Below are 13,810 nucleotides of genomic sequence, written 5' to 3'. Positions count from 1 at the left end.
TATTCAATATAACGAACCTAATTCTTTGTGTCAACTATTTTTCCCAAAATATTTTGGACTGTTTTTCTGTCTCCTGAAACTGCCCACAGTGCCGGGTTCTAGGCAACAATGGTTTATGCACTGTGTTGACTAAGGATAGAACAAGCGTGAATTTTCAGTCGGTAATAAGTTTATTGCATCATTTTTGGGGCGATCGCGGTTGTCTTATTGCCCAGCCCTACGATATTGAAAAGGGAGCTGGTACTAAGAATCCTCAGACTTTTTTAAGAGCATTGGGGCCGGAACCTTGGGCTGTTGCTTACGTTGAGCCTTGTCGTCGTCCTACTGATGGACGCTACGGCGAAAACCCCAACCGCTTCCAACACTATTATCAGTACCAAGTTCTGATTAAGCCATCCCCAGATAATATTCAGGAGATTTATCTTGATTCGTTAAGAGCTTTAGGTATTCGTCCTCAAGACCACGATATTCGGTTTGTAGAGGATAACTGGGAAGATGCAACTGTGGGAGCTTGGGGTACTGGGTGGGAAGTATGGTTAGATGGGATGGAAGTTACTCAATTTACTTACTTCCAACAATGTGGAGGAATTGATTGCCGTCCGGTGTCGATTGAAATTACATACGGGTTAGAGCGGCTGACAATGTATCTCCAACAAGTAGAAGCATTTACTAAGATCCAGTGGACAGACAACATTACTTATGGAGATGTTTTCCTGCAAAGTGAGATTGAGCAGTGCACATACAACTTTGAAGCGTCAAATCCTGAGTTGCTACTGACATTATTTAATTTGTACGAGCAGGAAGCTACCCAATTGACGGAGCGAGGATTGGTATTGCCTAGCTTAGATTATGTAATGAAGTGTTCGCACACATTCAATCTGCTGGATGCTAGAGGTGTGATTTCTGTGACGGAAAGAACTCGCTATATTGCCAGGATTCGCCATTTGGCTAGGAAGGTAGCTCATTTATATGTTGAGCAAAGGGAGAAGTTGGGTTTTCCTTTGCTCAAAGATACTGTAGGTTCAACAGGAAGCCCAATATCCTAAAGGGTGCGGCTATACATGAACTAAGTACTAGTTTTGTGTAAAATAGTAGCGTTTTTGAAGCCAGAGTAACGGAAAAACAAAGGCAAAGTACGCAGAGTCATGGCAAATTTAATTCACTATGATTTTGTGTTTTGTTTATATTTGTGCCGCTGAGGTTTAAGCTAGGTATATTTTTTTGATGTGGCTTTTGCTAAAGGACAGAAAGACGGTTAAATATTGAATCTAGAACATTAAAGCTACTTAAAGCTACAAGGATAAGGCCCGCCTGTGCGGGCTTTGTTTATATAAACTTGATGGACTATACTCACCACAAGTATAAAAACTTTTCGCTGTTGCTGATTTAAAGAAATAAAAAGCTCACGTAGAGGTGCTCCAAGCACTGATAATAAGAGTTTGGAATATTTTATTTTTGAATTTCATAACAAAATTCAGCAACGCGGATTTTTCTTTATTGCTGCCCTATCTATATTTAAACTATCTGCAAACTCGGATTGCCAGGTGCTTTTACAAAAATCTTATGATTCAAACCAGTGGTGTAATTATTTGTCTTAGCTACATTTTTGGCTTGCTGCTTACAGGAGTTCCTTGGGGTGGTGTGGGGATTTTGGTTCTGGGGATAGTGGGAGCAATTCTTTTTAGAAGACGCACCACATTACAGCAATTTGCTCAGAAACCAGAAAATGCTGGAAGCAAAAATAAGGGAGTGCCTAATACTTGGCAAACTATTCCCCATCCTCGAATATGGCTAGCTGCTGGCTTAGTAGGATTATTAGCAACTCTATATTTTCAATGGCGAATACCACAACCGGGTGCAAAAGATATTAGCCAGTTTGTGCCGCCTGGAAATAGCAGCAATCAAGAACAACTTGTGATTGTACGCGGCGAAGTGGCGAGTAATCCCCGCTTAACTCGCAGTCAGCGAGGACAATTTTGGCTGGAAACGACTCAGTTAGATGAAGTTAAAAATAATAAAGGTTCAGCAGGTATCCCACAAGGTGTTACAGGCAAATTGTATGTGACAGTCCCTATACTTCAGGCTACTGGGTTATACCCTAGTCAACAAATTGCCGTGACTGGGATTTTGTACAAACCAAAGGCAGCTTCCAATCCTGGTGGTTTCGATTTTCAGAAGTTTCTCAAGCAAGAAGGAACGTTTGCCGGTCTAATTGGGCGACAAATAAATGTTTTGGAGCCGGAACGCAAATGGGGATGGTGGCAAATTCGGGAGCGAATTGTGCGATCGCAAGTTCGTTGGTTGGGTATCCCTGAAGGGCCTCTTGTCAGTGCAATGGTGTTGGGAAGCAAAGCTGTTGATTTACCCTACGATATCCGAGACTTATTTGTACAAGCCGGATTAGCTCATGCTTTAGCAGCTTCTGGGTTCCAAACTTCTTTGATTTTGAGTGTGATTTTACAGCTAACGAGGCGAGCAAGAAAAGGAACGCAATTTACTCTTGGCTTTTTGGCTTTAATGATTTTTCTGAGTTTAACAGGTTTTCAACCTGCGGTTCTCAGAGCCGTAATTATGGGTTTTGCGGCATTAGTTGGTTTACTCTTAAAAAGAAAAGTAAAACAGTTCGGCTCATTACTATTAGCAGCAACTCTGTTATTGGTATTTAATCCTCTATGGATTTGGGATTTAGGTTTTCAATTGAGTTTTTTAGCAACACTAGGATTAGTTGTAACAGTACCCGCATTAGTCAATCGCCTAGCATGGCTACCACCTGCGATCGCTGCTTTGATTGCTGTTCCCCTAGCTGCCACTATTTGGACTTTACCTGTGCAACTTTTTGTCTTTGGAGTTGTACCATCTTATAGTCTGTTGCTGAATGTGATTAGTACTCCATTAATTTCGATCATTAGTATAGGTGGAATCATCAGTGCGTTAGTAGGTTTAGTTTGGACTGACGCCGGAAGCTTCCTGGCAGGGGTATTACATTATCCTACTGATTGGTTAATTAAACTAGTAGATTTTTTTAGCAATTTGCCTGGAAATTCTGTTGCGGTGGGCAGTATATCTACTTGGCAGCTTTTGGCGGTTTATATACTAATTATATTGGTCTGGTTAGTGCGTTGGTGGCAAAGGCGGTGGTGGTTTGCTAATATGATTGCGATTGGTTTAGTATTCATCCCACTTTGGCATTCTAAAAATACATTGTTTAGGATAACAGTCTTAGAATCGGGGACAGAACCAATTGTAGTCGTTCAAGATAGAGGTACTGTAACTGTCATTAACAGTGGCGATCAAGGTACAGGACGTTTTACAATATTACCGTTTTTACAACAGCAGGGTGTAAATCAAATAAATTGGGCGATCGCAACTGATTTTCAAGGTAACGAAAGTAATGCTTGGTTTGAATTAATGCAACGTTTACCAATCAATAATTTTTATGAATATTCACCTCAAACAGATAATTCTATTACAACTCAGGCTATTCAACAGGAACTACAAAAACATCAAGGAATTTATCAACCTTTGGGAGTTGGTCAACCTGTGAAAGCTGGCTCGATAGTAGCGCAATTAATCAACGACCAATTACCAATTTTACAATTGCAAATTTTAGATCAAAATTGGCTATTAGTAGGTAATGTTAAATCTAAAGAGGTACAGCAACTAGTTAAAAATGGAAGTTTGCCTCGCCCGCAAGTGCTTTGGTGTGCCCCTGAGTCATTAAAAGATTTAGTGATTGCTTTGCAACCACAAGTAGCGATCGCTTCTTCTGCCAACTTTGATCCAAAAACTTTATCTGAACTGAATCAAAGCAAAACCAAACTGTTCTTTACAGGGCGAGATGGAGCTATTCAATGGACTCCTAATGGTCAGTTTGAGGCATTTATTGAATCAACAGAAAATAAATCATCTATTTTATAAAAAACTTACAAATTCAGTAAATTCAAAAAAAATATATCAAATTTTATGACAATTTATTTTTATAGTACTCGTGAAGAGTATGGCTGTTTCTCTAACTTTTCGTCTCACGGCTTTGAATTAGATGGATTGTATTGGTCAACTAGCGAACACTACTTTCAGGCGCAAAAGTTTGTGGGTACACCTCATGCAGAACAAATCCGCCTAGTTAAAACACCTAAAGATGCAGCAAGAATGGGGCGTGAGAGAACGCGCCCCTTACGCCAAGATTGGGAACAGGTTAAAGATGATATCATGCGGCAAGCTGTGCTGTGCAAATTTCAAACTCATACAGATATTAGAGATATTTTACTTTCTACAAACAATGTAGAAATTGTTGAAAACTCGCCTATCGATTTCTACTGGGGTTGTGGAGCTGATGGGAGTGGTAAAAATATGCTAGGAAAAATTTTAATGGAGGTACGGGATATTCTGCACCATACATACAGGACAGATATTGATAATAAAACTATTAAATAAACTTGTCAAAAATAGTTTTTTAATCAAACTATTCTAGACGTAGAGAACACGAATAGATAACAAATAGAGACGATCGCAAGCTATATAGTTATTACTCTTCGTGAGCATAAATCTGAAAGCCTCAATTAACGATCGCTATATATAACTCTTACCTCTCCTAAACTTATGCTGTGGTAAAGCGGACTGATGAAAGATGCGCCCTGGTTTTGGGAACACTAGATTTAGCACCAGACTTCACAAGAAGAAGTTGATGTCTAAAGGCGAATGGAATAACGATCTCGAAAAATACAGTTCCTTTGCAATTACCCATAACATACCTAAAACCAGTGAAGCGTAATACAATTACCCATGAATTTGACTCTGGTTCACAAGCAGAAATAATATCTCTACAAGAAAGTGATGACCATTTGTCAGAAGCGTCCAAGCTACTAAGGCAAGGAATTCAACAGCAGCAAGGTGGCGAATTAATAACGGCTATGAAGTCTTTACAACAATCCTTGGGGCTGTTTCAGGCAGTTGGCGATTTAGAAAAACAGGCACAGGTACTTTCTTTTTTAGGATTGGTAACTTACAGTGCTGGAGACTACAAAGGTGCTATCTCTTACTCCCAACAGTGTCTGTCTTTGCTTAATAACACCTCAGATTTAGCATTGCAGATGCAAGCACTTTCCCATTTAGGAAATGCATACCGTCATTTGAACGATCATAACAAGGCTATTGAGTTTCTAGAAAAATGTTTGAAAATAACGCAAAAGTTGCAAGACAAACGCAGTCAAGTCGCGGCACTCAATAATTTGGGATTGGTGTATAAAGCTTTAAGTAATTTTACACAGGCTATTGAGTATCAACAGCAAAGTCTAGAGATTGTGCGGGAACTCAAAGATCATTGGGGCGAAGAACAGGTACTCAAGAATTTGGGTAATGCTTGGTATGCTTTGAACAATTACTCAAAAGCGATCGCCTATTATGAGCAGTGTGTAGTACTATCACGCTCATTAAAAAATGTCCGCAGTGCTTCTCAAGTGCTAAAGAATCTGGGTAATGCTTGTTATGCTTTAGGTGATTATACCAAAGCGATTAAGTATTATGAAGATCGATTGCAATTAGCTAGACAAATTCAAGACAAGCGTAGTGAGGAACAGTCTTTAAGTAGTTTAGGAGTTGCTTGTGAAGCTTTGGGTGACTACAACAAAGCAATTACATATTATGAAGAACGTTTGCTGTTAGCTAGAAATATCAAAGATCGTCGCAGTGAAGAACAAGCTCTTGCCAGTCTGAAAGTCGCTTGCTACGCGTTGGGTGATTATGCCAAGGCTATGCAATATCAGCAGGGAACATCTTCAAATAGTTAAAAAGCAAGATTGGAAAACAATTCAAAATTACTCGTACAGATCAATTCCCCCGATTGTCTTTTGTTGTTGGAGATATACGAGAACTTCTAATGTATCTACTTGGGGAAATTCTGCGTAAAAATTACTCACGCTCCAAAAAGGTTCGGGTGTTTCCAAAACTATCGTGCGATCGCCCCACTGTTCTAACCAAGGTAGCAATTTTTGTGGCGCTACTGGAGTACATAGCCAAACTGCTGCTGGAGAAAGCGCTCTCATAGCAGTTGCTGCTACCGCTATTGTCATACCTGTAGCAATACCATCATCAATTAAGATCAACGTAGCATTCTCTGCATTTACTTGCGGACAAGTAGGAATTAATTGAGCCTCAAGAGATTTAGCAAGGTTTATCGCTTTATTTAAAGCTATTTCTCGCCACCGCGCATCATGTTTGGAGCGAAATAGCTTTTGATCGGCCCAAAGAACATTTCCAGAAGTAGTCACTGCACCAATTGCTAATTCTGGGTTTTCTGGATGGCTAATCTTTTTTGCCACAACAATTGTCAACGGACAATCTAAAAGACGTGCTATTGGTGCTGCTACTGGTACACCTCCTCTTGGCAAAGCATAAACAATTGGTACAGGCTTTACCCCAGAATCAATAGTTTGCTGAGTCAAAACATTATGAATTACTCGCGCCAATAACTCACCTGCATGGGTACGATCGGCGAAAAGTGGGGTATGTGACATGGTTTCCCCCAGCATTTTAAGACGGCACTGCTTTTATCATGACTGAATTTTGTCTCAAATTAACTGATACAATAAGATTTGTATAATTAATTAAGTATTCAGCAAAAGTTTACTGTTCTGATAAATATGCAACCAAAAGGCTATTTAACTCAGATATAACAGCTGGCGCTGATGCCAAAATCCTGATTTTCATGAGCAGCGAAACCCAACTCAGCCTCTTCGACGACTCAACTTTTAATCAACGAGAACTGATTCCTACAGACGCGAAAATTCCGATCGCTCCCGGAACTTATTCTGATATAACGGAGTTGACACAGCATTGCGATCGCTGCCACCGTTGTGCGTTGGGAGACACTCGCACTCATGCTGTTGTCGGACGTGGCAATCTCAAAGCACCAATTATGGTTGTGGGAGAAGCGCCAGGTCAAAATGAAGATGAAACGGGTTTACCATTTGTAGGCAGATCGGGACAATTGCTAGAGAAAATTTTGGCATCGGTGAATCTGACTACTGAGCATGATGTATATATTGCCAATATCAATAAATGTCGCCCACCAGATAATAGAGTTCCCACTCCTGTAGAAGTGGCGGCTTGTTTACCCTACCTACTAGAACAAATTCGCTTAGTTGACCCCAAAATAATTCTGTTAACGGGTGCAACTGCTGTCAAAGGAATCACTGGTGATAAGCGGGGGATTACGAAAATTCGCGGCCAGTGGCTAGAGTGGGAAGGGCGTTTATGTATGCCAATTTTTCATCCTTCTTACTTGCTGCGTAATCCTTCTAAAGAAAGAGGTGCGCCAAAATGGTTGATGTGGCAAGATATCCAAGCAGTGCGTGCCAAGTTAGATGAAATTCAAAATAACAGCTAATGGTTAATTCCGTCTTTTTAAGGCTTGTCACTACCAACATCTTTTCAATTACTCACTTCGTTGCTATCCTGGCTGGAAAGAAATTCTCAAGGTAATACCTAAAGTCTTCTCAAGAGGACTAAATACAAGATTTTAAGCGATGTAAATGACTAGACTCTGTGAAACATAAAATTTCAGTCTATTCATTGCGATCGCTTATTTTAATTGAATATAACGACTTGCTCGTTAGGGGTAAAACTGAAACTAGCGCACCCCTTGCCAAGGGGTGCGCTAGCATGGGTGAGGTAGTTTGATTATTGGTAATTGGGCAGACTCGATATTACCTTTTACCTTTTACCTTTTAGACGCGAAATTTCAAGTCTCTATTCGTCGTCGAAATCATCTTCGTCGTCTTCCTCTTCTTCCTCGTAATCGTCGTCGTCTACTACTTCGTCAGCAATTAATTCGTCTTCTTCATCTAGAATTGACCTTTCTGCACGTCTGCTGCCAAAGCCAGATTCTCCAAGAGTAGGAGAATCTAAATTATAGTTGCGAGCTGTGCGATCGTCTAAGACCATATCTAGGGGATCGTCAACTTCATCTAACACACTACTGGTAATTTCAGCAGCATAGTCATCGATCGCTCCTGGTTCTTCATAGGTATTGTATCCAGTACCAGCCGGAATCAATCGCCCGATAATCACGTTTTCCTTTAATCCGCGCAGCCAGTCAGATTTGCCTTCGATAGCTGCTTCGGTGAGTACCCGTGTTGTCTCTTGGAAGGAGGCGGCGGAAATAAAGCTGTCGGTATTCAACGATGCTTTGGTGATCCCCAACAATACTGGAGTGTACTGTGCCCTAGCACCGCCTGTAATTGCCATAGCTTCGTTTACCTGCTCGACTTGGCGCAGTTCTACCAATTCGCCAGGAAGCATTGTGGTGTCACCACCATCATCAATCCTGACTTTGTTGGTCATCTGGCGAACAATCACTTCAATGTGCTTATCGGAAATATCAATTCCTTGAGATTGGTATACCATTTGCACTTCATTCACTAAGAAGGTTTGTACCTTCTGTAAAGCAAGGCTAGCACAAGCATAGATTCCATCTTCAGAACCCAAGCTAAAGAAGATTTCCAAAATTTCATGAGGATTGGATGGCCCATCGGTCAAGGGTTGTCCTGCTAATACTGTCGAGCCATCTGGCACAATCAAATTTTGTCCTGGCCCCAGAGGATAATCTGTCACCACGCCATTTGATTCTACGACCTTAATAGCGATCGCTTCATCACCATCACCGTAAACCACCTTAACTTCTCCGCCCCGCCGACATAAGATGCACGCTTCTTTAGGTTTACGAGCTTCAAGTAGTTCCTCAATCCGAGGTAAACCTTGAATGATATCTCCGGTTTTGGCGCGTTCAAACACTAGCAACACCAAGTTATCACCCCGTTGTACCAAATCGCCGTCTTCTATCTGCAACACAGCACCAGGGCTGACTCGATAAGGACGACCGATACGGGTAGTAATAACGTAGTTTTTAGTACTTAAAGCTGATTCCCCACCAGATGCAGCAGCGACGCTTTTAATATCGACTACTTGTCCTGATTCTGGAGCAAAAACTCCAGGAGCAACTTCTGTACCTTCTACTAGCAAATCACCCACTTTTACCTTTGGCTGAGTACTAGTATTAATAGGAAGCCTGTCAGCGTCGCGCAACACCAAACAGCGACGCACGTTTTCGGTTCCTTTTTGAACACCTCGTACTTCCCCGCCTTCTTTACACAAGATTTGGGTACGTGCGACTACAGAACCTGGGGCGATGGTTAACCCATCGTGTACCTCAAGTGTCGTCTGGGTACTACCTTGGGTAGCATCAGCGGTAATGTCTCTACGAATTACCAAGGATTCCAAAATCACTAGTTGTAAACGTTGAACTTCTGGGTCTTCAGTATCCTCTACTAATTCAATATCTGCTGCTAGGGGCGAAGCATTATGGTCTTGTTCCCCTTCTTGCTCAATTTCCAGCACTAGCTGGGTTCGTAGCAGTTCCACACCTTCAACAGATTTGACGCGTTCTGAATCTTTATAAGGTAGTCGCTGCACCGCTCTTAATTGAATCGATCGCCCGGTTTGTTGACTTACCGATGTAGTTGATGGCACATCTGGATTATCAGGGACGGCAAACTCAACTACTGGACGGCTCAATAGGGCGGGTCCTTCTGGTGTCTCTACATACTGGATGTAACGCAATTCTCTGGCGACATTGCCTTGGAATTCCTCACCTGGTTGGATGAAGGTGTTATCTCGCCCGATAACTGATTCGGGATCGTCCACCATCAGTAGTTCCCCTGGCTTAACTACAACTTCCCGCAGGATATCGTTTTTCTGGGTAACTTCTATCACACCACTGTTTTGGCAGAAGATATCTTTTACTACCTCGGTGCCAGCTTCGACAAACTGACCGTCTTCTACCAACAGCAAGGAGATATCTTTATTAACTTCGTGGCTTTCTTCGGGAATCCATAAAAGAGTACCGCCTTGCACGACTTCATAACCTAGCTTGGCTTTGCCTTTTTTCTGGACTTCTACACCCGCAAATTTTAGGAAACCACCAGTGGTTGTCCGATAGCGATCGTCGATTAACTCAGCTACCACTTGACCATTTTGCACTTTTGTGCCTGGTGTAGCCCGCAGGTTAAATACTTGGTTGTTACCAGTGGAAACTAAGTAGTTATTACGCCCTTGGGAACTTTGGACTGTCACTGTTGCTTGGTCTAGTACCACAGAAGCAGTGATAATTTCAATTTCCCTGGTACTCTTACCTGGGGTAGCTTCTGGCAACCGCACCACACCGCCGTGCAAACTGGTTAACTTGGTTTCTGCTAAAACTCCATTAGAAGCGATCGCATCACCATTTTTTACTACCAATTCTGCACCAGGCGGCAAGTTGTAAACTTCTCCAGACAAAATCCAAATCAAACCACCGCGTGCGGCTGTGGTTGTAGTATTACCTTGACGGTCAGTTTTTTGTTCTGGAACTACTTCAGCAAATTGCACTTCCCCTGCTAAGTCAGAGGCTACATCTTTAACTGCTTTTTCTGTATTAGTCCGAGTTGTGCGTCCACCAAGGGCAACCTCTGCCAACAACTGACCTTGTTTTACCTTATTTCCATCAAATACATATAGTGTTGAACCTTGGGTAAGGTGAACCTCTTGGTTATCTGGGGTAACATCACCTACTTTTGTTGGTTCCAAAAGCATGATGCCATTAGCCTCAATATAAAGGGCATCTTCCCCGTGGCGGGTACGATATGTTCTGGTCTTCAGTTTGCGGGGAAGCTTAACAGTCCCATCGATTTTAGAACGAACTTGTTGCGCTACTTCTCCAGTAAACACCCCACCAGTGTGGAATGTCCGCATGGTTAACTGAGTACCAGGTTCGCCGATACTTTGAGCGGCAATAATCCCCACAGCTTCGCCCAAATCTACCATCTTGGCGTGTGCCAAACTCCAGCCGTAGCAGTGTTGACAAACGGAACGTGCGGCTTCACAAGTTAGGGGCGATCGCACCACAACTTCTCTCACCCCAGATTTTTCAATTTTCTTCGCCAAATCCTCAGAAATTGGGGTATTACGTGCTGCAATCACTTCTTTTGTTACCGGATGCACCACATCTTCACCAATTACCCGTCCCATCAAGCGGGTTGCTAGAGGAATTAAAGTTTTGGCCCCTTCTGTCATTGGTTGAATTGCAAGACCTCTAGTGGTGCCGCAGTCAAATTCCCGAATAATTACATCCTGGGATACGTCCACCAATCGGCGCGTTAGATAACCAGAGTCAGCCGTCCGCAAGGCAGTATCCACCAATCCTTTTCTGGCACCGTAAGACGAAATAATGTATTCCGTCACAGTGAGTCCTTCACGGAAGTTGGTTTTAATCGGCAAATCGATAATTTCCCCTTGGGGATCTGCCATCAATCCCCGCATCCCCACCAACTGCCGCACTTGAGAGATGTTACCCCGTGCCCCAGAGAATGCCATCATGTATACGGAGTTTAAGGGATTAGTCTTCTTGAAGTGAACTACTACTTCATCCTTCAAGGCTTCACTAGTACCATTCCAAGTATCGATTACCTTTTGGAAACGTTCTACTTCCGTGATTTCGCCCCGTTGGTAACGGGTTTCAGTGGCGCGAATTTCTTCTTCGGCTGCTTCTAAGAGCAATCGCTTAGTTGGTGGCACCATCAAGTCATCTACACTGATGGAAACCCCTGCTTTGGTAGCGTAGCGAAATCCTAAATCTTTCAGTTTGTCCGCCATTACTGCGGTTCGCGCCGTACCATAATATGTAAAGGCCCAAGAAATTAAATTTCTCAGTTGACCTTTATCAACCACCCGATTGCGAAAAATCATTTTTTCGTTAGTCATTAGTCATTAGTCCTAAATTAATAATTAGGAGTTAGGAGTTAGGAGTTTGTAATTAATAACTCCTAACTCTTAACTTTTCACTCCTCACTTTTAGCTTGCAAGTGCTTCCTGAATAGCATTATTGTAAATAACGCGACCGGGAGTGGTATATATATACTGAGAAATTACATTGCCTTTAGCGTCTTGTCTGACTCGACGGAACTTATAGAGTAATGTGCGGGTACCATCTTCGTTCTCCGTCACTTTCACGGGTTCTGTATCCGGTTGATCTGATTCTATTTCACCGTCAAACCGCACATATATATAGGCGTGCAAGTCAATTTGCTCCTGCTGGAAAGCCATAATCACATCCTCTAGTGAAGAAAAGTACTTTCCTGCGCCTTTTGTTGCACCGGGATTTTCTGCTGTTAAGTAATACGCCCCTAACACCATGTCTTGGCTAGGCGTGATGATGGGTTTACCTGTGGCTGGTGACAAAATATTATTAGAAGCCAACATCAATAACCGCGCTTCAGCCTGACTTTCTAACGATAGTGGGACGTGCACTGCCATTTGGTCGCCGTCAAAGTCGGCGTTAAACGCTGGACAGACGAGAGGATGAAGTTGAATCGCTCTACCTTCTACTAAAATTGGTTCAAAAGACTGAATCCCCAAGCGGTGCAATGTTGGCGCCCTGTTTAGCATCACAGGGTGTCCTTCAATCACCTCTTCCAGCACATCCCAAACACTGGGATCGTTACGGGATATCAGCTTTTTCGCAGCTTTGATGTTATTGACCATCCCGCTACGAATCAGGCGGTTAATCACAAATGGTTGAAATAGCTCAATTGCCATTTCTCTAGGCAAACCGCACTGGTGAATTTTCAGTTTTGGGCCGACGACAATAACCGAACGCCCAGAATAGTCAACCCGTTTACCTAACAAGTTTTGTCGGAAACGTCCTTGCTTACCCTCAATAATGTCGGACAAAGATTTTAGAGGTCGATTATTTGCCCCTACCACAGTGCGTCCCCGACGACCATTGTCAATCAAAGCATCTACTGCTTCTTGCAGCATCCGCTTTTCGTTCCGCACAATAATCTCAGGTGCCAAAATTTCTTGCAAGCGTGCCAAACGATTGTTGCGGTTAATTACCCGCCGATACAAATCATTTAAATCGCTGGTGGCAAACCGTCCGCCATCTAGTTGCACCATTGGGCGCAAGTCGGGGGGAATCACGGGAATAACTGCCATTACCATCCATTCTGGTTTGGAACCAGTGGCGATAAAATTGTCAATTACCCGCAGTCGCTTAATTAACTTGGCTCTTTTTTGCCCCTTGGCATTACCAATTTCTTCGCGTAGGCTTTCAGCTTCTTGTTCTAAATTAATATCGGCAAGCAAGCGCAACAGTGCTTCAGCACCAATGCCCACCTCTACGCCTTGCAGCTGAGAATCTTCGCTATAAATTTGGTCTTCTATTTCCAACCACTGATCTTCACTCAGTAGCTGTTTGTAAGTTAAAGTTTCGGCATTACCTGGACTCAGGACAACATAAGAGTTGAAATAAACAATCTGCTCGACATCCCGTAAGGGCATATCTAACAAGATGGAAATATAGCTAGGAATGCCTTTGAGATACCAAACGTGAGCTACTGGTGCGGCGAGTTTAATATAGCCCATGCGGTGGCGACGCACGCGTGACTCGGTGACTTCTACCCCACAGCGTTCGCAGACAATACCTCTATGACGGACTCTTTTATACTTGCCACAATGGCATTCCCAATCTTTTGCTGGCCCAAAGATGCGCTCACAAAATAAGCCATCCATCTCTGGCTTGAGAGTTCGGTAGTTAATCGTCTCTGGTTTGGTAACTTCACCAACTACCTGACCATTAGGCAATGTTCTCTCGCCCCACTGACGAATGCGTTCAGGGGAAGCCAAGCCGATTTTTACGTAGTCAAACTGATTAGTTTGGGCAGGTCTCATATTTAGTTATTAGTCATTAGTCATTGGTCATTGGTCATTAGTCCTTAGT

General features: G+C 42.7%; 7 protein-coding genes and 1 pseudogene. 5 read left to right on the top strand and 3 right to left on the bottom strand.

Features of this window, described 5'->3' with window-relative positions; all coding sequences use genetic code 11:
- Positions 1 to 146 precede the first annotated feature (146 nt).
- The 4 genes and pseudogenes from glyQ (at position 147) to RMX89_RS22610 (ending at position 5,786) form a co-directional block, all read left to right on the top strand.
- Positions 147 to 1,046 (top strand): glycine--tRNA ligase subunit alpha, encoded by a 900-nt coding sequence (glyQ, locus tag RMX89_RS22625; protein WP_322690518.1) that lies wholly within the window; start codon positions 147 to 149, stop codon positions 1,044 to 1,046.
- Between the two features lie 517 nt (positions 1,047 to 1,563).
- Positions 1,564 to 3,918: a ComEC/Rec2 family competence protein gene (locus RMX89_RS22620; RefSeq protein ID WP_322690517.1), complete on the top strand. Its 2,355-nt coding sequence runs from the start codon at positions 1,564 to 1,566 to the stop codon at positions 3,916 to 3,918.
- Positions 3,919 to 3,963: 45 nt separating this feature from the next.
- A complete protein-coding gene (locus RMX89_RS22615) occupies positions 3,964 to 4,434 on the top strand; it encodes an NADAR family protein (protein ID WP_322690516.1) in 471 nt (156 codons plus the stop codon).
- Positions 4,435 to 4,684: 250 nt separating this feature from the next.
- Positions 4,685 to 5,786, top strand: a pseudogene (locus RMX89_RS22610) (tetratricopeptide repeat protein).
- 27 nt (positions 5,787 to 5,813) lie between these two features.
- Here RMX89_RS22610 and RMX89_RS22605 read toward each other — a convergent pair.
- Entirely contained in the window at positions 5,814 to 6,512 is a 699-nt protein-coding gene (locus RMX89_RS22605; protein WP_322690515.1) for a phosphoribosyltransferase, read from the bottom strand.
- A 191-nt stretch (positions 6,513 to 6,703) separates the two neighbouring features.
- Between RMX89_RS22605 and RMX89_RS22600 the strand changes: the two genes are divergently transcribed.
- A complete protein-coding gene (locus RMX89_RS22600; protein WP_322674424.1) occupies positions 6,704 to 7,384 on the top strand; it encodes a uracil-DNA glycosylase in 681 nt (226 codons plus the stop codon).
- Between the two features lie 362 nt (positions 7,385 to 7,746).
- Here RMX89_RS22600 and RMX89_RS22595 read toward each other — a convergent pair whose 3' ends face one another.
- The gene (locus RMX89_RS22595) at positions 7,747 to 11,793 is read right to left on the bottom strand and encodes a DNA-directed RNA polymerase subunit beta'' (RefSeq protein WP_416212000.1); all 4,047 of its coding nucleotides are present in this window, start codon (positions 11,791 to 11,793) and stop codon (positions 7,747 to 7,749) included.
- A 90-nt stretch (positions 11,794 to 11,883) separates the two neighbouring features.
- Entirely contained in the window at positions 11,884 to 13,761 is a 1,878-nt protein-coding gene (locus RMX89_RS34570; RefSeq protein WP_292863965.1) for a DNA-directed RNA polymerase subunit gamma, read from the bottom strand.
- Positions 13,762 to 13,810 lie beyond the last annotated feature (49 nt).

The sequence above is a fragment of the Nostoc sp. DedSLP04 genome (assembly GCF_034530775.1).
In the GTDB taxonomy this organism is placed as follows: domain Bacteria; phylum Cyanobacteriota; class Cyanobacteriia; order Cyanobacteriales; family Nostocaceae; genus Nostoc.
This window is presented reverse-complemented; position numbering and strand designations above follow the sequence as displayed.

Coding starts and splice junctions, on each gene's coding strand:
- RMX89_RS22620 (WP_322690517.1), top strand. CDS start 1,564: ATGATTCAAACCAGTGGTGTAATTATTTGTCTTAGCTACATTTTTGGC.
- RMX89_RS22615 (WP_322690516.1), top strand. CDS start 3,964: ATGACAATTTATTTTTATAGTACTCGTGAAGAGTATGGCTGTTTCTCT.
- RMX89_RS22605 (WP_322690515.1), bottom strand. CDS start 6,512: ATGTCACATACCCCACTTTTCGCCGATCGTACCCATGCAGGTGAGTTA.
- RMX89_RS22600 (WP_322674424.1), top strand. CDS start 6,704: ATGAGCAGCGAAACCCAACTCAGCCTCTTCGACGACTCAACTTTTAAT.
- RMX89_RS22595 (WP_416212000.1), bottom strand. CDS start 11,793: ATGACTAACGAAAAAATGATTTTTCGCAATCGGGTGGTTGATAAAGGT.
- RMX89_RS34570 (WP_292863965.1), bottom strand. CDS start 13,761: ATGAGACCTGCCCAAACTAATCAGTTTGACTACGTAAAAATCGGCTTG.